This window comes from Alteromonas sp. 38 (assembly GCF_902506055.1).
Classification (GTDB): domain Bacteria; phylum Pseudomonadota; class Gammaproteobacteria; order Enterobacterales; family Alteromonadaceae; genus Alteromonas; species Alteromonas lipotrueae.
Window position 1 is genome coordinate 2,553,836 of the sequence record NZ_LR733300.1, and the last position, 18,392, is coordinate 2,572,227.

The window sequence follows — 18,392 nt, forward strand, 5'->3', positions numbered from 1 at the left end:
ACAACAATTCGCCCATCTGCATCGAAAAGGATATAAAAGTGGAAAATGGATCTGTGAAAAAGTATCCTGCCCGCCATGAAACACATGCCGTGAAGCCCTAATGTTTAACCGTTTTTTCCTGCTGATAATTTTCTGCATCCCTGTCAGTGACTTAGCTACAGCCTCTAATGTTAAGCACCTACGAGTCGGTGTTGAAGCCATGAATTACTTCCCTGTGATGGACTTTACCACTACGCCACATCGCGGGTTATTAAGCGACATCATGGCGGATTTTGGTGATGTACATCATATTTCTTTTGAGTTCATCCCCCTTCCCTTACAACGCTTCAATCACTGGTTCGAAGACAATGCCATTGATTTTCGCTTACCTGATAACCCTAGGTGGACCCAAAGTGGTACCCCAGGCCTGATTTACGGTGAAGCGCTAATTACCGTATGCGATACCTCGGTTGTGCTCGCCGAAAACAGTGACATGCCAATGGATGAAGTTACTCGGCTCGGTTTATTAAACGGCTTTACCCCTGCCGAAAAATGGCAAGAAAAGCGTTCAGACGGCACGCTGACTATCGCCAATGAGCGTTCGGTTCGTATTCTTACTCGCATGCTTTTGAAAGGGTTAGTGGATGCTATTGATTTAAATATTGCGACGATTAAAAGTGAATTGGTATCGCAGGGCTTGCCTGAAGATTTAGTGGCGATCGCAAAAAATGTTCCTGCTAATGGGGTAAAGTATCGTATCTCTACTCAGTCTCAACCAGAAGTGCTCACTAAACTTAATCGCTATGTTGTTGAAAACCGCGAATCAATAAATGCTAAAGCGCGTGAATATGGTATTGCTGCTGGGACTAATTGCGACTAATTATTTTAGGTGTAGGCTTTAGAAGCGCATACATGCTCAACATCGCACAGCCCCAATATTTGCATGGCATAGCTGTGCACGAAAAATAATTCTGCAAAAAAAAACGGGCAATGCCCGCTTTTTCTAATCTACTATTTCACACTGTTATTAACGCTTAGGCGTTCTCGCTACCCGCTTTTTAACACCGCCATTCTCTTTACGTACCTTGTGTTTTTTCACAGAGCGACGCATACGGCTTAAACGTGCATGATCTAATTTGCCTTGGCGTACATCCACCATAGTTTGCGTTTCTTCAGGTAATTGCACAATGTCCCGTAGTGAGTTTACGTCTTCTAAACCCAGCTCTACCCAAGCTCCCTGAGGTAAACGCTTTTGTAAGTCCATTGGACCGTATTTAACACGGATTAATCGGCTTACCTGTACACCCTGTGATTCCCACAAACGACGTACTTCTCGGTTACGTCCTTCTTTAAGCGTAACGTTGAACCAACGGTTCATGCTTTCTTCTTCTGAGCCTGGAGGAGCGACTTTACCCGAGATACTTAAAAACTTAGCTTCGCCATCTTCAAGTTGAACACCTTTTTTCAAGGTATTTAACGTTTGATGTGTTACATCACCAAATACACGAACAGCATATTCCCGCTCTACTTCACACTTAGGGTGCATCAACCGGTTTGCAAGCTCACCATCGTTGGTAAACAACAATAGGCCGCTCGTGTTCATATCTAAACGCCCTACCGCAATCCAGCGGCCCATACGAATAGCAGGTAAACGGTCAAACACCGTATCACGCCCTTCAGGATCGTGGCGGCTACATAACTCGCCCTCGGGCTTGTTATACATTAAAACCCGGCATACTGGCTGTTCAGTTTGACGAGACAACAAATGCCCATCAACACGAATCTGCCCTGTTTCGTCAACACGGTCGCCCAATGTTGCCAATGTACCATTCACAGAAACGCGGCCTTGCTCTATCCAACGTTCCATTTCTCGTCGCGAGCCTAGCCCTTGGTTAGCTAGTACTTTTTGCAACTTTTCAGTCATTTGTATCACTCTTTATTTGCTTGTTTTCGGTCGCACGGTCTGTTACCTCAGACGGTGCCTCATTTAACACCTTAAGCGACGAGGTGGAATCAATACTCTTTGCCATTTCATCAAAGGCATCGGAATTTGGAAGCTCCGATAATGATGAAAGCGAAAAGTAATCTAAAAAAGTATGGGTGGTGGCATACAATGCTGGCCTACCTGGCACTTCTTTATGCCCCACAACTTTTACCCATTCTCGTTCTGTGAGTGTCTTCATTATACTACTGCTTACCGCTACGCCTCTTACTTGCTCAATTTCTCCGCGAGTAATAGGTTGACGATAGGCAATAAGTGCCAAAGTTTCCAACATAGCACGGGAATACTTTGGGGCAGTTTCCTGCCATAGTTTGCTCAACCATGGACTTAACGCATCCACAGATTGAAATCGGTAGCCACTGGCTACTTTAACTAATTGTATACCCCTAGGTTGATAATCTAGGGTTAGCTCATTAATAACTGCTTTTAAGGTTCTCTCTGCTACCGCGAAGTCACTTAGCACCGTGTCTCTTAATTGCTGAATAGACACAGGGGCATCGGCGACGAATATGGCGGCTTCAACCAGTTGTTTTAATTGAGCTGTTTTAATTTTTTTCATTATTACTCAACGCTGCTGCCTAATTTTACATGAATTCGAGCGTAAGGACCTGCCTGAATGCAAAAAATCAGTTGTTCTTTTACCAACTCTAAAATGGCTAGGAAGCAGACCACCACACCAGCGCGCCCCTCTTCCACCGTGAATAACCCTTCAAGTGGCGTAAATTCACTGGCATTTAACAAACTGAGTATCATCGACATACGCTCACGCGTACTTAGGGCTTCACGGGCAATAGTATGGTGTTCAAAGGCAGCTGCCCGTTTCATTGCTCCACTAAACGCAAGTACAATTTCCGCTAGGCTTATCTCTGGTTCAATTCGCACTGGCGCAACACTCTCAGCTGTCAGTACATGAGTATCGAATATGTCACGTTCTAAACGAGGTTGAACATCCAAATCTTCAGCGGCTTGTTTCACGAGTTCATATTCTTTTAGCCGCCTAATAAGTTCAGCGCGTGGATCTTCTTCCTCTTCGCTATCGCTGCTACGTTTAGGTAGCAATAACCGTGATTTTATTTCGGCTAAAATAGCGGCCATCAACAGGTATTCAGCCGCTAGTTCTAGCTTTAACGACATCATGGCATCAACATATTCCATGTATTGCTTAGTGATTGTCGCCACCGGCAAGGTAATAATATCGAATTTTTGTTTTCGTATTAGGTACAGCAGAAGGTCGAGCGGCCCTTCAAACGTTTCTAAAATAACTTCTAGCGCATCAGGCGGTATAAATAAGTCTTCAGGCTTTTCTATTAACGCCTCACCATGAACAAATGCGAGCGGAAGCGGCTGCTGAATGGGCGATTGCTCACTGCTCATCTGAATATACTATTCAAACGGAGCAGGGTCGCCGGTACCACGGCGCATGATGACAGGGGTATCTTCAGATAAATCAATTACGGTGGTAGGTTGCTCACCTAAATACCCGCCGTGAATAATCACCCCCACCTGCTTTTCTAAATTATCGCGAATAACGTCAGGGTCTGATTCTGCCATGGTATTGCCTGGCAAAATAAGTGAGGTAGACATTAGCGGCTCGCCTAAGGTTTCAAGTAGCGCTAATGCAATGGCGTTATCGGGCACACGAATTCCAATGGTCTTACGCTTTGGATTTTGCAGACGCTTAGGCACTTCACGGGTGGCTTTTAGTACAAACGTGTACGAACCTGGCGTGTTATTTTTAATTTGTCTAAATGCCGTATTATCCACTTTTGCGTAAATAGATAATTCAGACATATCTCTGCACATCAGGGTGAAGTTGTGGTCTTTGCCAATATCTCGAATGCGGCATAATTGCTCTAAGGCTTTTTTATCTTCCATCTGACAACCAATGGCATAACCAGAGTCGGTAGGATAAACCACTACCGCCCCTTCACGTATAAGCTCACAAGCTTGGTTCAACAAACGTTGCTGTGGGTTTTCAGGATGAATATAGAAAAACTGACTCATGATAATGTCCTGTTCATGCCTATTGCTTGGCTATTGTTTAGCGAAAGAAGGCAGCTAATAACACGCTGCGAACCACTAGCCGCTAATCGTTAATACTAGGTGCAGATTGGTTCACAGCGTCTGCAACCCCTGCGACCACAGGCCAATCGTGCCAAATAGGCGTTAAGCTACTGCTAATACCCAAATTTTTACCTAGTTCTGTCCATCGCGATGGAAAGTGAAAATCTGAGCCTGCCGAGGCCAATAAATTATGGCTAGCGGCGAGTTCATTCACCAGCGCTTGCTTGTCTTTGCTAATACCAGGAAACGCAGTTTCAATTGCATCGCCGCCCGCTTGGGCAAATAAATCGACCAATCGGCGTAACCATTTTGCGGTCATATCGTAATGAACGGGGTGTGCAAGTACGGCTTGTCCACCCGCGCCGTGAATCCACTCGATGGCAGTTTCAACACTTGGCCACTCTGCTTTTACCGCTGCTCGCTTGCCTTTGCCTAAATACTTTTTAAAGGCTGCATTCATGGTGCCAACGCCATAGTTATTCACCAGCACGCGCGCGAAATGTGCGCGGGTTACCTGCCCTTCACCGGCTAATGCAATGGCCCGAGGAAGTACCCCTTCAAACCCGCACTTGCCCAACTTTTCCGCTATTTTTTCTGCTCTTACTTTTCGAGTATGAGCCTGACCTTCAAGTTGCGCTAGAAATGTTGGGTTGGTTCTATCAACATTTAACCCCACAACGTGAATATCGAAACCATGCCAATTGGTGGAAATTTCAACACCATCAATAATCTTTAAAGGCCGTTTTTGTTTCGCCTGCGTGTTATGCGCCGTTTCTAATCCTGCCACTGTGTCGTGGTCGGTAATGGCTAGTACGTCAACCTGCATGGTGTGCGCACGCAGTATAAGCTCCTCTACAGTGAGGTGCCCATCGGAGAATTTTGTATGGCTGTGGAGATCTATTTTCAAAGGCTTTTCAATAATTGGTTGACACAAAGGTGAATTTGTTTTCTTCTATACGCACAAGTATACAGATTTACGCCTTCGATAACTATCGATGTTCGTACAAGATTGAACCAAACACGAGTTTATTCATGCAATTAATGACAATCACAACTGCAACAACTATTGCTTCTTGGTGGTGGCACTCCCTCGATTAACGGGTGGTGTGCGCATTTGTGCGTGAATAAAACACAAAAGGCCCGTATTTACGGGCCTTTTTTTTATCTTTTTGCAGTCGGAGAGTGGCAAAAATGAGTTTAGCGGAACTGGGCACAACCCCAGGCAAAGTCGAAACAATTGAGCAGGTTGGGCATTACATCGACGACCCTCTTGCAGCCTTCGCACACATTTGTGCCGAACGTCCTAATGCGTTGTTATTAGAGTCGGCAGAAATCGATTCGAAAGACGATTTACAAAGTTTATTAATGGTACAAGCGGCTTTACGCCTAGAGTGCACTGGAAACCGTGTTGACGTAAAAGCCCTTACGGAAAACGGCGCTTCCGTGTTGCCAATATTTAAATCTCAGTGCCCTGATGGGGTAACATGCGTTGACAGTACCGACACATCGGTCACCTTGTTATGTGAACCTGCTGATGCGCAGTTAGACGAAGATAGCCGTTTAAAGTCTGCCAGCGTAATGGATACCTTGCGTATTATCGTGAAAAAAATCACGCCTATTCGTCAACATCCCCACGCGCTTTTTTTAGGCGGTGTATTTGCCTATGACATGCTAGCGGGATTTGAATCGCTTCCTCATGTAGAAGATGGCGATAATGATTGTCCAGATTTTGTTTTTTACTTGGCTGAAACCCTTATTACGGTAGATCACCAAACTCGCGAAACCCACTTGATTGGCAGCGTGTTTAGTGGCGAAGACGTAGCCCAGCAATATTTTGGAATATCCCAGCGCTTAGAATCATTGCATCAGCAATTGCAGTCTATGCCCGAGACACCTACTTTAACTTCTGGCACTGGTATTGATGGCGCAGGTATTGATGACGCTGTTATCGGTGGAGACATTTCGGTAAACGTAGATAAAAGTGATGAAGAATTCTGTAGCAATGTGCTTGAGTTAAAACAGCACATTCTTGCAGGGGATATTTTCCAAGTGGTTCCTTCTCGTACATTCTCACTGCCTTGCCCTTCTCCGCTTCTTGCTTACGCCCATTTAAAAGAACAAAACCCCAGCCCTTACATGTTCTTTATGCAAGATGAAGCCTTTACTATTTTTGGTGCTTCACCAGAGTCTGCACTCAAATATGAAAGTGATAGCAACCAAGTTGAAATTTACCCCATTGCCGGCACCCGTCCTCGCGGCAAACGCCCTGATGGCACGATTAATCACGACTTAGACAGTCGCATTGAACTTAACTTGCGTGAAGATAACAAAGAGAAGTCTGAGCACATTATGCTGGTCGATTTAGCGCGAAACGATGTGGCGAAAGTAAGCCGCCCGGGAAGCCGCTTTGTTAAAGACTTATTGAAAGTAGACCGCTACTCTCATGTTATGCACCTTGTTTCCCGTGTTGTTGGCCAACTTCGTGACGATTTAGATGCGCTACATGCTTATCAAGCGTGTATGAACATGGGCACCTTAGTGGGTGCGCCAAAAGTGAGTGCCGCTACGCTGATTCGTGAAGTAGAACAAAAACGTCGTGGTAGCTATGGCGGCGCAGTAGGCTATATAAACGGACAAGGTGACATGGATACCTGTATTGTTATTCGTTCGGCGTTTGTGAAAAACGGCCGTGCTTTCATTCAAGCAGGCGCTGGGGTGGTTTACGACTCTGTTCCACAAGCTGAAGCCGATGAAACCCGTGCAAAAGCGCAAGCGGTTATTAGCGCGGTTACCGCAGCACTCAAAGCGGAAGCGGAGACACAAGCATGAGTATGACTATGAGCAACAAAACCACCCTATTCTTACTCGATAACGTCGACTCTTTTACCTATAACTTGGTAGATGAATTACGTGCGCTTGATTTAGAAATAAACGTATATCGCAACACAGTGTGCGCTGATATGTTATTCGAAAAAATGCAAGAACAAGCCACCAAGAGCCCAGTACTGCTAATGCTGTCGCCAGGCCCTGGCGCACCAAGCGAAGCGGGCTGCATGCCGGCTTTACTTGATAAAGTAGCAGGTACTTTTCCAGTACTGGGTATATGTTTAGGTCATCAAGCCATTGTTGAATATTATGGCGGTATTGTCGGCCGCGCCACGCAAGTTATGCATGGTAAAAGTTCTGCTATTACCCATTCAGAAAAAGACATGTTTACAGACCTGCCACAGCCATTACATGTAGCACGTTATCATTCGTTAGCCGCACAAACACTACCTGACGCCCTTGAGCCCTGTGCGTCTTGTGTTAACGATGATGGAACTGAAACCGTCATGGCCGTGTTTAACAATACTGATAAAATGTTGGGCTTTCAATTTCACCCTGAGTCGATATTAACGGCTCAAGGCAGTGTGCTGCTGAAGCAAAGCATCGACTATTTAACGCAACAAGGATAAAGCCATGTTTGACGCTACTCCATTACTTGAAAAACTCATCAAACAAACGGCGCTGTCTCAAACCGAAGCTTACACGTTGTTCAACAGTATTATGCACGGTGAGCAAAGCGAAGCCGTTATTGCAGCGGTTCTCACAGCGCTAAAGATTAAGCATGAATCTCCGGGTGAAATTGCCGGAGCAGCCAGTGCCATGGTTGCGAACGCCAAGCCGTTTCCTGCACCCACTTACCCGTTTGCCGACATTGTAGGCACAGGTGGCGATGGTCATAACACCATTAACATTTCGAGCGCCGCAGGGGTGGTGGCAGCAGCATGTGGTGTGAAAGTGGCCAAACATGGCAACAGAAGCGTATCTAGCAAGTCTGGCTCGGCTGATCTGTTCAAACAATTCGGTTTAAACTTAGAAATTACACCGGAATTGTCGAGAAAATGCTTAGATGAAGCAAATTTCACATTTCTTTTTGCGCCGGTATATCACGCAGGCATGCGTTTCGCAGCCCCCGTCCGTGCTGCCCTGAAGACCAGAACCTTATTTAACATACTAGGGCCACTTGCCAATCCAGCGGGCCCAACACATGGTGTGTTCGGCGTTTACTCCCCTGAACTGCTTGAACCTTACGCAAAAACCCTTATGCTTCTTGGCCAACATCGCGCCATGATTGTTCACGGCGATGGCTTAGATGAACTTGCTCTGCATGGTGAATCTATTATTTACGATCTTGAGCATGGTGACATTCGTAAGTTAACTGTCACCGCTGAAGACTTTGGCCTTTCCTCATACCCATTATCGGCGATTGAGGGCGGCGAGCCAGAAGAAAACAAGAAATACATTGAAGCCGCATTAGCCGGTGAAGGCCAAGAAGCCCATCGCGCTGCCATTGCAATGAACTGCGGCGCACTACTTAAAGTTACCGGTACCGCCGATTCATTTAAAGACGGCACCGAAATGGCCATGCAAGCAATGAAAGATGCAAAACCTTTGGCGGTATTAAACCAAGTTGCCAAAATCAGTCAGGAGGTCAGCTCTGATGCCTAATGTGCTAGAAAAAATTGTTGCCGATAAACGCATTGAAGTTGATGCTGGAAAAACGGCTCTGCCACTTGAAAGCTTTAAAGCAGATTTAGTGCCTTCGAACAAAAGCTTGTTTGATGCATTGAATGAACCGAATGCTGGCTTTATTTTTGAGTGTAAAAAAGCCTCGCCCTCAAAAGGGCTTATTCGTGAACATTTCGACCTAGACGAAATTTTAGCTGCATACACACCCTATGCAGCGGGCATTTCAGTGCTTACTGACGAGAAGTATTTCCAAGGTAAATTTGAATATTTGGCCTACGTTACAGAACGTGTAGCACAACCTGTATTAAACAAAGATTTCTTTATTGATACTTATCAGGTTTATTTGGCTCGCCATTATAATGCCGATGCCGTATTGCTCATGCTAAGCGTGTTAGACGATGCGCAGTATCGCGAGCTCGCTACCGTAGCCAATAGCTTGTCGTTAGATATTCTTACTGAGGTAAGCAACGAAGAAGAGATGCGTCGCGCGATTGCTCTTGAAGCAAACATCATTGGTATTAACAACCGTAACCTGCGCGACTTATCAACCGATTTAGCCACCACAGAACACTTGGTGCCTATGCTGGAAAGTGCCACACACGACTTTGTGGTAATTTCAGAATCGGGTATTTATACCCATGAAGACGTATTGCGCTTAAGCCCGCTTTGCCAAGGCTTCTTGGTAGGCAGTGCACTTATGTCGCAAGCTAATTTGAAACGCGCCGTTCAAAGCTTAATTTACGGTTCGGTAAAAGTATGCGGGTTAACCAGTGTTGAACAGGCACAACTTGCTTTTGGAAGTGGCGCGAGCATGGGCGGGCTAATTTTCGCTGAAAAATCACCTCGGTTTGTAGCCGAATCTGTCGCAAAAGATATTGTAGAAACCGTTGAAGGCGATTATGTGGGCGTGTTTGTGAATCATGACATAGACCATGTTGCTAGGTTAGCTGCAACGCTTTCGCTAGCCGCCGTTCAATTACACGGCAGCGAAGGTGCAACATATAGAACAAAACTGAAAGACGCCTTGCCGTCACGTTGTGAAATATGGCAAGCCGAAGGCGTGAAAGGCGCATTGCCTGAACAGTTACCTCAGTTATTAGAAGATGAAAATATCGATTATGTACTGCTTGATTGCCAAGTAGGTAATGCCAAAGGCGGTACAGGGGAAAGCTTCGATTGGCGATTGTTAGACAATATAGCCAACAAGCAAAAAATTATTCTAGCCGGTGGAATTAACGCAGCCAACATTGCTCAAGGCATTGAGGTAGGCTGCGCAACCATCGACATAAATTCAGGGGTAGAAAGTGCCCCAGGCGAAAAGTCGGCTGAAAAATTAGCCGAGCTATTTTCAATTTGTCGCCGCTATTAACACTTAGGACAACGCATGAATCAATTAGATACAAAATTTGGAGAGTTCGGTGGCATGTATGTGCCAGAACTACTTATTCCTGCACTGGACCAACTAGAAAAAGCGTTTCTAGATGCGAAAGATGATCCTAGCTTCAACGAAGAGTTTTTGGGGTTATTAAAAGATTACGCAGGCCGCCCAACAGCAATGACGCTAACCCGCAACTTGGTGAGCAACCCTAAAGTGAAATTATACCTTAAACGTGAAGACTTACTTCACGGAGGTGCCCACAAAACAAACCAAGTTCTGGGTCAGGCGTTATTAACCAAGCGTATGGGTAAAACCGAAGTTATTGCCGAAACTGGGGCTGGTCAACACGGTGTTGCTACAGCGTTAGCATGCGCATTATTAGGCTTAAAAGCCCGTATTTATATGGGGGCAAAAGATGTTGAGCGTCAAGCGCCTAACGTTTTTCGAATGAAGCTAATGGGCGCAGAAGTTATTCCAGTAAATGCTGGCTCTGGCACACTTAAAGATGCGGTAAACGAAGCTATGCGTGACTGGTCTGCTAATTACGATACCGCACATTACCTGTTAGGTACGGCTGCGGGCCCTCACCCATTCCCGACTATTGTACGTGAATACCACCGTATGATTGGCGAAGAAACACGTGCACAAATTCTAGAAAAAGAAGGCCGTTTACCAGATGCGGTTGTTGCCTGTGTAGGTGGTGGTTCTAATGCTATTGGTATGTTTGCTGATTTCATCGACGAACCTTCTGTACGCCTTGTAGGTGTTGAACCTGCGGGTAAAGGAGTGCACACCAAAGAGCACGGCGCCACTATTGTGACGGGCACTAAAGGTATACTGCACGGCGCTTATACCTTCATTATGCAAGACCACGAAGGCCAAATTGAAGAGAGCTATTCAGTTTCTGCCGGACTAGATTACCCAGCGGTTGGCCCTCAACATGCTTATTTAGCCGAAACTGGCCGTGCTGAGTACGTTGCCGCTACCGATGAAGAAGCCCTTAACGCGTTCCAATTGCTTGCACGCAAAGAAGGTATTATTCCCGCGCTTGAGTCTTCACACGCCCTAGCACACGCATTAAATATGGCCGACGAAGCAGAAGAAGAAACCATTATTGTGGTGAATTTATCTGGCCGTGGCGATAAAGATTTAGCACATGTAACCAAAATTTTAGGGGACAAACTGTAATGGAAAGATATGCAGAAATGTTTGCGCGCCTAGACGCAAAAAATGAAGGCGCTTTTGTTCCCTTCGTGATGATAGGCGACCCTGATTTAGCGCAATCTGAAGCGATAATTTGCCAATTGGTTGAAAGTGGTGCTGATGCACTAGAGCTTGGTATTCCCTATTCAGATCCCATCGCCGATGGCCCTACCATTCAAGCGGCGAGTATTCGTGCGCACAAAAGCAACGTTACAGTAGCTAAATGTTTTGAATTACTCACTCGCGTGCGTAGTAAGTACCCACAAGTGCCTATTGGTTTACTTCTATACAGCAACCTAGTGATGGCACAGTCTATCGATGGCTTTTATAAAAAGGCCAGTGATGCAGGTGTAGATTCTATTTTAGTTGCTGATGTACCTATTCGCGAAGCTGCACCATTCCAAAAAGCGGCTGATGCTAATGGAATATCACAAATTTTGATTGCTCCGCCGAATGCGACCGATGAAACCATGGAAAAAATTGGTGAGTACTCGAAAGGCTATACCTACCTATTAGGTAGAGCTGGGGTAACTGGCGCTGAAACTGCTGTAGAAATTCCTGCCGCTGAGTTGATTGCGAGACTAACGGCACACAAATGTGCACCTCCACTACTTGGGTTTGGTATTTCTACGCCAGCACAAGTAAAGTCGGCCATTGATGCTGGTGCAGCGGGCGCTATTTCAGGTTCAGCTACAGTGAACTTGATTGCAGCAAACCTAGATGACAACGATGCTATGCTAAGTGCATTGGGTGAGTTTGTGCAGTCTATGAAAGCCGCCACTGCTAAGGGTTAAGGAGTCATTATATGCTTTATATGATTTGTGCTACCGATGTGGCAAACAGTTTGGAAAATCGTTTAGCGGCCCGCCCTGCGCATTTAGCACGTTTAAATACGTTAAAAGATGAAGGTAGGTTAGTTATAGCTGGCCCCTTCCCTGCTATCGACAGTCCAGACCCGGGCCCAGCTGGTTTTACAGGTTCATTGGTGGTTGCAGAATTTGAATCGCTAGAAGCGGCGCAAACTTGGGCAGATGCCGACCCGTATATTGAAGCGGGTGTTTACGAAAGTGTAATTGTTAAACCTTACAAGAAAGTGCTTCCTTAGCGGTCACTCTCAGCGGTTATCGATTTGTGCCTACTTTACGTTTTGTTGTAACTAGTAAAGGTACAGTAGCAATCGTGATGTTAACTGACTCGGCCTCATGAATAGCGAGCGTCAATTGAGCACTCAGCTTCGATTACTGCTCATAAAAAAGCCTGAGAGAAATGCTAACGCATTCCTTTCAGGCTTTTTTGTGTGCGAATCTAAATTGGACACACACTCATTTGAGTACTCTAATTACAAAGTAACTTTGTCGTGTTCGCCCATTTCATCAGGTGAAATGGTTTTGCCTGTCATTAATTTAAACATTCCTTTAAGAGATGGGTCAGTCCCCCAAATTTCGGCATCTGCCAAATTAAATCGCAGCATGAGTAAATTCGGGTCTTCCTTACCCTTCTCGTACCATGCTTCTACGCCGTTAGACCAATATTTATCGATAATATCTTGGCGAGTTTCCCGCACCAATGTTCCGCGAATACATGCGAACACATCATGCCCTTTTGATGAAAACTGAACCATTGCTTCACCACCTTCAGCGATGCGATTATCTTTAGTGGTGTAAAACCAAAATTCGCTATTAGCATGCTTATCGAGCTGGGCACGCATTGGTTCAGCGTGCGTGTTTTTACTAGTAAGGCTTACCATTACATTTGGACTGCTAGACATAGCTTCCCACATTGCCGTTTTAATATCGTGCGACATATTGCCTCCGTTGCATACATTTGAATAAACTTACCCAATTACAATTCACACTACGTGCCAGAAAAACCTCTAGACGCTACAGGTCTTACTAAGAAAGGGCTACATAAGCATCACGCTCTGTAAAAGAGTAAAACACTTGCTACTTCTACCTATAACCTATTCACTCTTGCAGTAAGTTTTTCACACCGACTAAGATTGGATGGACTAAGGTTGGACACACACTTAAATTCGAAAGGAAAGTTAGACACTCTCGTTAATTTAAGCCGCTTTATTCTTAGCCCTTCATATTAGACAGTCACTCAAGTACGAATATCTTTTGTCACCCGAAAAGTTGAAATTGGAGTGTGTGTCCAATCTAGGACTAAGGTTGGACACACACTTAAATTCGAAAGGAAAGTTAGACACTCTCGTTAATTTAAGCCGCTTTATTCTTAGCCCTTCATATTGGACAGTCACTCAAGTACGAGTATCTTTTGTCACCCGAAAAGTTGAAATTAGAGTGTGTGTCCAATCTAGTACGTTGTTGAATTACTTGTCTGCTTAAGTGACTGTCTCATATTCATTCTTATTATAGCTTTATGTACACGCACTATTTGGCAAGGTAGACTTACACAGATATTCAGTAATGGTTCAGCTCAGGTCTCTATACTAGGTTCCTATCGGGCTTTGCCTGCTTTTTTGGTGAGGATATATGGTGAACATACTTCGCGCTGTAGCTTTGATGCTAGCACTGTTTATAGGCAGTGGTGGCAGTGCCTATGCACAGCAGGAAAAAAGTGGTGAGTTAAGTAAAAGCCAAGCTGTAGAACGCGCTCGAAAAGCCGAGTCAGGTCGTGTACTTCGCGTAAGCCAAACCAATCAAAAATACCGCGTTAAGGTGCTAAAGGAATCGGGGCGAGTTGTCTCTGTTGACGTAGACAAACGCTCTGGAAAAGTGAAAACATCTAAGAACAACTCAAAGGATTAACTATGCGGATACTCATTGCTGAAGACGACAGTCGCCTTCTAACCCAGCTTGATAGCCTATTACAACAACATGGCTACAGTGTAGATTTGGCCGACAACGGCGAGCATGCGCTTTATCAACTCAATGAGTATGCCTACGACCTAGCTATTATTGATATCGGCTTACCTAAAATGGATGGCTTTGAAGTTATTCGAAAGGCAAGGCAAGAAGATATACGCTGCCCCGTACTTATTTTAACCGCTCGTGATCGCTGGCAGGAAAAAGTTGAAGGCTTGGATGCAGGAGCGGACGATTACCTTACCAAACCTTTTCACAATGAAGAGTTACTGGCAAGGGTTAAGGCGCTGATTCGCCGCGCCTCTGGCCAGGCAAATCCTGTTATACAGTTCGGTCCTATTTCGCTGGACACGGTCGCTGAAGAAATCACTGTAAATGATGCCCCTCTCGAGTTGACTGCGTACGAATACAAAGTCATGGAGTACTTAATGCTGAATCCGCAAAAAGTGGTCTCGAAAACAGAGTTAACAGAGCACATTTACGACCAAGATTTTGATCTTGATAGTAACGTCATTGAAGTTTTTGTTGGCCGATTGCGTAAAAAGCTAGATCCAGAAAGTAGCTTTAAACCCATTGAAACCCTTCGCGGACGTGGGTATAGGATTAACCGTAACCTATGAAGCATAATCTATGAAACAACTGTCGCTGAGAATAAGGAGCATTTTATTAGCGATGGGCGTACTTGCCCTATTTGCACCGCTTACTGTGGTTATTTTAGATGACGCCTATACCACAAGTTTAACTCAAGCCAAGATGAGTGAACTTAGACTCATGAACCTAGGGTTGCTGTCCGCTTTTGAGCTAGATGGCGATATTCCCTTTATGCCCGAGATTTTATACGAAGAGCAACTTAACTTGCCTGGCTCTGGTTACTTGGGCGTGATTGTTTTTCGCGGCCACGTAGTATGGCAGTCGGCTTCAGCGTTAGATTACACATTGCCAGCCCCAAATTTAAACATCAATGTGGGCAACGAACTTTTTGTTGAATCGTACATAGCCAATTTCGACAATAATACCGATTATTTCGCCTACGCGTTTACGGCTGAATTTGCCTCAGAAAGCAACTTCGAGCCAGTTCGTTTTTATATTTTTAATAATAAACACCTGTTTAATGAAGAGCGCGAAACCTTTATATCGGTGGTGTGGCGTTGGTTACTGATCCTATCCGGCGGTTTGCTTGTGTTGATAATTGTGGGTATCAGCCTTGTACTTATGCCAGTAAGAAAGCTTATTAGTGAAATATCACTTACCTCTAGCGGGCAGAAACAACAGCTTGATGCGCACTACCCCGTTGAATTTAACCCATTGAAACAGTCAATCAACGAACTGATTAAATCTGAATCTCAGCAGCGTGCTCGTTATAAGAATAGCTTGGGCGACCTTGCCCATAGTTTAAAAACGCCACTGGCTGTAGCATTAGGGGTTGAAAAGCTGCCCAAACAAGCTGTTGAATCTCTCAACCAAATTGACCAAATTATTCAACGCCAATTAAAACGTGCTAGTGCTGGTAAAACGGGGTGGCAAGCGGCTATTCCTCTGTTGCCTATTACGCAAAAAGTGGCTAACGCTATGGATAAAGTGTATCAACATAAGCAATTATCGATAACAATTGAAGCCATTAACAAGGTCGCTATAAAAGCCGACGAAACCGATATTATGGAAATGGTGGGTAACCTGTTAGACAACGCGTGTAAGGCTGCAGACTCAAAAGTGTTGGTTACGCTGACAAACGAAGGAAATTGGGCTGTGTTGACCATTGATGATGATGGTCCCGGCGTACCTTCAGATAAGAAACAAGCCCTGTTAGAACGTGGGACACGATTAGATACTTACACCGACGGGCAAGGCATAGGTATGGCCTTAGTAAGCGATCTTGTTGCAATATACCAAGGTAAATTGCTTATCGAGCGCGCCCCTATTGGCGGCGCTCGGTTTATTATCAAATTTCCGGTTTAAGCTTTTCCTTTTTTATCGCCCGCACTAGACAATAACACTGCAAGCCATTGGCTTTCCTCTCGAGACTCTAGTGCTATTTTTACCACCATAGTAAGAGGCACAGAGAGTAGCATTCCCACCGTACCCAATAACCATCCCCAGAAGATTAAAGACAAAAACACCACCAAAGTAGATAACCCCATACCTTTCCCCATCAGTCTTGGCTCTACCATGTTTCCCATAATTGTATTAACTAAAACAAAACCTAACGCAGCCATGCCAGCTGAAGCTAAACCATATTGAACAAAAGCAATAAGTACCGCTGGAAGTGCAGCAATTATCGAACCTATGTTTGGGATGAAGTTCAACATGAATGCCAAAACAGCCCACAATAGAAAGTGGTCGATTCCCATCACATAAAGCCACGTACCGATAATTAACCCAGTACCTAAACTCACCACGGTTTTAATAGCTAAATAACTATTTACAGAACGAATGAAACGGTCGATGTGTTTCAATTTCATATCCGGGTCTGACAATGCAATGTGTAGACGTTTTGGAATGCTGTCTGCCTCAAACAACATAAAAATAACCGTTAACAATATAAGGAATAAGTTCGACAATACGCCGCCCATACCGCTGATAAAATTGGTCGCTACTGACATCGCGGTGGCAGGATCTAAGTGTGTAGCAATCAGTTCTTGGTTAACGTTAATATTGTATTGTGCGAGTTTTTCTATAATCCACGAAAATTCGGTATCGAGCTGTTCCCTATATTGTGGAAGATTTTCTCTAAATTCCGTCATAGACTGTCCTACTAGGCCAGCAAGAAGAAATCCAAAGACTAGAATTATTAGTATTACTAAGGTGATAGAAAGCCATTTAGGCACGCCAAAACGTCCGGTCCAATGAATTATTGGGCTACACGCAATAGCGATAAATATTGATAAGAAAAAAGGTACCATAATCGTACTAGCGGACTTTATTCCCGCCATCACAACAACTAAACATGCGAGGACAATAAGTACTTTCGCTATGGGTGAGCGCAATTCCATGGACATTTTTTTGCTTCATTCCTAATAAAAAACTCAAACACTTTACAGTGACTTATACATAACTACAAATACGAGAATACAATGACCTTCAACTTAGCCACAATTAAAATTAAAAACCTGAGATTGAGAACTTATATTGGTATTAACGAAGATGAAATCATCAATAAACAAGACGTTATCGTTAATGTGAAGATTGATTACGATGCCCAAAGAGCGACAGACAGCGATAATATGGAAGACGCGTTAAACTATAAGGTGATTACCAAGGCCATCATTAAGCTGGTAGAGGACAACCGATTTTCATTGCTCGAAAAGCTCACCGCCGACGTATTAAGTTTGGCTGCTGAACACTCATCAGTACGTTACGCCGAAGTAGAGGTGGATAAGCCGCATGCACTGCGATTTTCTGATTCGGTGTCGCTAACGCTTTCGTGTAATAAAACCGGCTGATTATTTGTTGCACGACCTTTTATAAGCACTTTTTATAGTCACTCTTATAGGTACATTGTATGAAAATTTTAATGTCAGGTGGCACAGGCCTCATCGGTAGCGCGTTCATTGAAAAGTTTAAAAGCGAGCATCAGTTTACTGTCATAACGAGATCCCCCAAAAAAGCTAAGCACCTGCTGGGTGGCAATGTATCGTTGGTTTCAGATGTGAGTGACATTGATGATATTGGAATTTTCGATGCCATCATCAATTTGGCGGGCGAACCCATTGCAGACAAACGTTGGACAGACACGCAAAAGCAAAGAATTTGCGATAGCCGATGGGATATTACTTCTAAACTTGTCGCAAAAATTAATAGTGCGGGCACCCCACCACCTTTATTTATCTCTGGTTCAGCAATCGGCTTTTATGGCAGTAAAGGCAGTGTTGAGGTAACCGAGCAAACGCCCCCTCATGAAGAGTTCACCCACGATCTTTGTGCAAAATGGGAGGCTATCGCTACCTCTGTCGCTCGCGACGAAACGCGGGTATGTACGCTAAGAACCGGTGTAGTGTTAGCTAAAAATGGCGGTGCACTAGAGAAAATGGCACTGCCCTTCAAACTAGGATTGGGCGGCAAAATAGGAAATGGTGAGCAGTATTTATCTTGGATCCACATTGAGGACATGGTGTCAGCTATTGCTTACCTACTTGAACATGATAGTTGCCATGGGGCGTTCAACCTTACGGCTCCATCACCTTCAACTAATAAATTCTTCTCGCAAACATTAGCAGAAACGCTTTCAAGGCCCTGCTTGTTTACCGTTCCAAGCTTTGTATTAAAAATAGCGATGGGTGAATCTTCTGACATGATTTTAAAAGGACAAAAAGTGCTACCTGAAAAGCTCGTAACCTCAGGCTACACGTTTGCTTACCCTACTTTGCAAGGGGCGTTGGATGCAATTTATAAGCACTGAGGCTTAATCGAAGGCTTAATCGGACACACA

General features: G+C 44.6%; 20 protein-coding genes. 13 read left to right on the plus strand and 7 right to left on the minus strand.

Features of this window, described 5'->3' with window-relative positions; all coding sequences use genetic code 11:
• The first annotated feature begins 100 nt into the window (after positions 1-100).
• Entirely contained in the window at positions 101-859 is a 759-nt protein-coding gene (locus tag FLAVO9R_RS11035) for a hypothetical protein (RefSeq protein ID WP_159531273.1), read from the plus strand.
• A 147-nt stretch (positions 860-1,006) separates the two neighbouring features.
• Here the strand turns inward: FLAVO9R_RS11035 and rluB are convergent, their stop codons facing one another.
• The 5 genes from rluB to FLAVO9R_RS11060 all read right to left on the minus strand — a co-directional run bounded on the left by rluB (position 1,007) and on the right by FLAVO9R_RS11060 (position 4,952).
• Entirely contained in the window at positions 1,007-1,903 is an 897-nt protein-coding gene (gene rluB, locus FLAVO9R_RS11040) for a 23S rRNA pseudouridine(2605) synthase RluB (protein ID WP_013784776.1), read from the minus strand.
• Positions 1,896-2,540 carry an SMC-Scp complex subunit ScpB gene (gene scpB / locus FLAVO9R_RS11045; protein ID WP_159531275.1) on the minus strand — a complete coding sequence of 215 codons (645 nt, stop codon included), beginning with the start codon at positions 2,538-2,540 and terminating at the stop codon, positions 1,896-1,898. The genes rluB and scpB overlap by 8 nt, the downstream gene beginning before the upstream one ends.
• Positions 2,541-2,542: 2 nt before the next feature.
• A complete protein-coding gene (locus FLAVO9R_RS11050) occupies positions 2,543-3,355 on the minus strand; it encodes a segregation and condensation protein A (protein ID WP_159531277.1) in 813 nt (270 codons plus the stop codon).
• Between the two features lie 9 nt (positions 3,356-3,364).
• Complete coding sequence (locus FLAVO9R_RS11055; protein WP_013784779.1) at positions 3,365-3,985, minus strand: L-threonylcarbamoyladenylate synthase; 621 nt, start codon at positions 3,983-3,985, stop codon at positions 3,365-3,367.
• 82 nt (positions 3,986-4,067) lie between these two features.
• Entirely contained in the window at positions 4,068-4,952 is an 885-nt protein-coding gene (locus FLAVO9R_RS11060) for a PHP domain-containing protein (RefSeq protein ID WP_159531279.1), read from the minus strand.
• A 284-nt stretch (positions 4,953-5,236) separates the two neighbouring features.
• On the opposite strand from FLAVO9R_RS11060, the gene FLAVO9R_RS11065 reads away from it, so the two are divergent.
• From FLAVO9R_RS11065 to FLAVO9R_RS11095, 7 genes are read left to right on the plus strand one after another with little or no spacing between them, the layout of a single operon-like run.
• Entirely contained in the window at positions 5,237-6,874 is a 1,638-nt protein-coding gene (locus tag FLAVO9R_RS11065; protein ID WP_159531281.1) for an anthranilate synthase component 1, read from the plus strand.
• The gene (locus FLAVO9R_RS11070) at positions 6,871-7,500 is read left to right on the plus strand and encodes an aminodeoxychorismate/anthranilate synthase component II (protein WP_373996595.1); all 630 of its coding nucleotides are present in this window, start codon (positions 6,871-6,873) and stop codon (positions 7,498-7,500) included. Before FLAVO9R_RS11065 ends, FLAVO9R_RS11070 begins: the two co-directional genes overlap by 4 nt.
• Before the next feature lie 4 nt (positions 7,501-7,504).
• Entirely contained in the window at positions 7,505-8,536 is a 1,032-nt protein-coding gene (gene trpD / locus FLAVO9R_RS11075) for an anthranilate phosphoribosyltransferase (protein ID WP_159531283.1), read from the plus strand.
• Positions 8,529-9,926: a bifunctional indole-3-glycerol-phosphate synthase TrpC/phosphoribosylanthranilate isomerase TrpF gene (gene trpCF, locus FLAVO9R_RS11080; RefSeq protein ID WP_159531285.1), complete on the plus strand. Its 1,398-nt coding sequence runs from the start codon at positions 8,529-8,531 to the stop codon at positions 9,924-9,926. The genes trpD and trpCF overlap by 8 nt, the downstream gene beginning before the upstream one ends.
• Before the next feature lie 15 nt (positions 9,927-9,941).
• Positions 9,942-11,123, plus strand: coding sequence for a tryptophan synthase subunit beta (trpB, locus tag FLAVO9R_RS11085; RefSeq protein ID WP_159531287.1), 1,182 nt, complete (start codon positions 9,942-9,944; stop codon positions 11,121-11,123).
• Positions 11,123-11,932: a tryptophan synthase subunit alpha gene (gene trpA / locus FLAVO9R_RS11090; protein WP_159531289.1), complete on the plus strand. Its 810-nt coding sequence runs from the start codon at positions 11,123-11,125 to the stop codon at positions 11,930-11,932. Before trpB ends, trpA begins: the two co-directional genes overlap by 1 nt.
• Positions 11,933-11,943: 11 nt before the next feature.
• The gene (locus FLAVO9R_RS11095) at positions 11,944-12,243 is read left to right on the plus strand and encodes a YciI family protein (RefSeq protein ID WP_159531291.1); all 300 of its coding nucleotides are present in this window, start codon (positions 11,944-11,946) and stop codon (positions 12,241-12,243) included.
• A 234-nt stretch (positions 12,244-12,477) separates the two neighbouring features.
• On the opposite strand, the gene FLAVO9R_RS11100 is transcribed toward FLAVO9R_RS11095, so the two are convergent.
• Positions 12,478-12,942 carry a pyridoxamine 5'-phosphate oxidase family protein gene (locus tag FLAVO9R_RS11100; protein WP_159531293.1) on the minus strand — a complete coding sequence of 155 codons (465 nt, stop codon included), beginning with the start codon at positions 12,940-12,942 and terminating at the stop codon, positions 12,478-12,480.
• Between the two features lie 691 nt (positions 12,943-13,633).
• On the opposite strand from FLAVO9R_RS11100, the gene FLAVO9R_RS11105 reads away from it, so the two are divergent.
• Genes FLAVO9R_RS11105 through FLAVO9R_RS11115 form a run of 3 tightly spaced genes read left to right on the plus strand, consistent with a single transcriptional unit; the run spans position 13,634 to position 15,922 of the window.
• Positions 13,634-13,909 (plus strand): PepSY domain-containing protein, encoded by a 276-nt coding sequence (locus FLAVO9R_RS11105; protein WP_159531295.1) that lies wholly within the window; start codon positions 13,634-13,636, stop codon positions 13,907-13,909.
• 2 nt (positions 13,910-13,911) lie between these two features.
• The gene (locus FLAVO9R_RS11110; RefSeq protein WP_063458348.1) at positions 13,912-14,586 is read left to right on the plus strand and encodes a response regulator transcription factor; all 675 of its coding nucleotides are present in this window, start codon (positions 13,912-13,914) and stop codon (positions 14,584-14,586) included.
• A gap of 10 nt (positions 14,587-14,596) precedes the next feature.
• Positions 14,597-15,922 carry an ATP-binding protein gene (locus FLAVO9R_RS11115; RefSeq protein ID WP_159531297.1) on the plus strand — a complete coding sequence of 442 codons (1,326 nt, stop codon included), beginning with the start codon at positions 14,597-14,599 and terminating at the stop codon, positions 15,920-15,922.
• On the opposite strand, the gene FLAVO9R_RS11120 is transcribed toward FLAVO9R_RS11115, so the two are convergent.
• Positions 15,919-16,956, minus strand: a complete 1,038-nt coding sequence (locus FLAVO9R_RS11120; protein WP_013784792.1) for an AI-2E family transporter — start codon at positions 16,954-16,956, stop codon at positions 15,919-15,921. The two genes, FLAVO9R_RS11115 and FLAVO9R_RS11120, sit on opposite strands and share 4 nt — an antisense overlap.
• 81 nt (positions 16,957-17,037) lie before the next feature.
• On the opposite strand from FLAVO9R_RS11120, the gene folX reads away from it, so the two are divergent.
• On the plus strand, positions 17,038-17,406 hold the full coding sequence (gene folX / locus FLAVO9R_RS11125) for a dihydroneopterin triphosphate 2'-epimerase (RefSeq protein ID WP_057792815.1): 369 nt from the start codon (positions 17,038-17,040) through the stop codon (positions 17,404-17,406).
• Between the two features lie 59 nt (positions 17,407-17,465).
• The gene (locus FLAVO9R_RS11130) at positions 17,466-18,362 is read left to right on the plus strand and encodes a TIGR01777 family oxidoreductase (protein ID WP_159531299.1); all 897 of its coding nucleotides are present in this window, start codon (positions 17,466-17,468) and stop codon (positions 18,360-18,362) included.
• Positions 18,363-18,392 lie beyond the last annotated feature (30 nt).

Coding starts and splice junctions, on each gene's coding strand:
- FLAVO9R_RS11035 (WP_159531273.1), top strand. CDS start 101: ATGTTTAACCGTTTTTTCCTGCTGATAATTTTCTGCATCCCTGTCAGT.
- folX (WP_057792815.1), top strand. CDS start 17,038: ATGACCTTCAACTTAGCCACAATTAAAATTAAAAACCTGAGATTGAGA.
- FLAVO9R_RS11100 (WP_159531293.1), bottom strand. CDS start 12,942: ATGTCGCACGATATTAAAACGGCAATGTGGGAAGCTATGTCTAGCAGT.
- rluB (WP_013784776.1), bottom strand. CDS start 1,903: ATGACTGAAAAGTTGCAAAAAGTACTAGCTAACCAAGGGCTAGGCTCG.
- FLAVO9R_RS11115 (WP_159531297.1), top strand. CDS start 14,597: ATGAAACAACTGTCGCTGAGAATAAGGAGCATTTTATTAGCGATGGGC.
- FLAVO9R_RS11070 (WP_373996595.1), top strand. CDS start 6,871: ATGAGTATGACTATGAGCAACAAAACCACCCTATTCTTACTCGATAAC.
- trpD (WP_159531283.1), top strand. CDS start 7,505: ATGTTTGACGCTACTCCATTACTTGAAAAACTCATCAAACAAACGGCG.
- trpB (WP_159531287.1), top strand. CDS start 9,942: ATGAATCAATTAGATACAAAATTTGGAGAGTTCGGTGGCATGTATGTG.
- FLAVO9R_RS11120 (WP_013784792.1), bottom strand. CDS start 16,956: ATGGAATTGCGCTCACCCATAGCGAAAGTACTTATTGTCCTCGCATGT.
- trpCF (WP_159531285.1), top strand. CDS start 8,529: ATGCCTAATGTGCTAGAAAAAATTGTTGCCGATAAACGCATTGAAGTT.
- FLAVO9R_RS11050 (WP_159531277.1), bottom strand. CDS start 3,355: ATGAGCAGTGAGCAATCGCCCATTCAGCAGCCGCTTCCGCTCGCATTT.
- FLAVO9R_RS11110 (WP_063458348.1), top strand. CDS start 13,912: ATGCGGATACTCATTGCTGAAGACGACAGTCGCCTTCTAACCCAGCTT.
- trpA (WP_159531289.1), top strand. CDS start 11,123: ATGGAAAGATATGCAGAAATGTTTGCGCGCCTAGACGCAAAAAATGAA.
- FLAVO9R_RS11095 (WP_159531291.1), top strand. CDS start 11,944: ATGCTTTATATGATTTGTGCTACCGATGTGGCAAACAGTTTGGAAAAT.
- FLAVO9R_RS11065 (WP_159531281.1), top strand. CDS start 5,237: ATGAGTTTAGCGGAACTGGGCACAACCCCAGGCAAAGTCGAAACAATT.
- FLAVO9R_RS11130 (WP_159531299.1), top strand. CDS start 17,466: ATGAAAATTTTAATGTCAGGTGGCACAGGCCTCATCGGTAGCGCGTTC.
- FLAVO9R_RS11105 (WP_159531295.1), top strand. CDS start 13,634: ATGGTGAACATACTTCGCGCTGTAGCTTTGATGCTAGCACTGTTTATA.
- scpB (WP_159531275.1), bottom strand. CDS start 2,540: ATGAAAAAAATTAAAACAGCTCAATTAAAACAACTGGTTGAAGCCGCC.
- FLAVO9R_RS11055 (WP_013784779.1), bottom strand. CDS start 3,985: ATGAGTCAGTTTTTCTATATTCATCCTGAAAACCCACAGCAACGTTTG.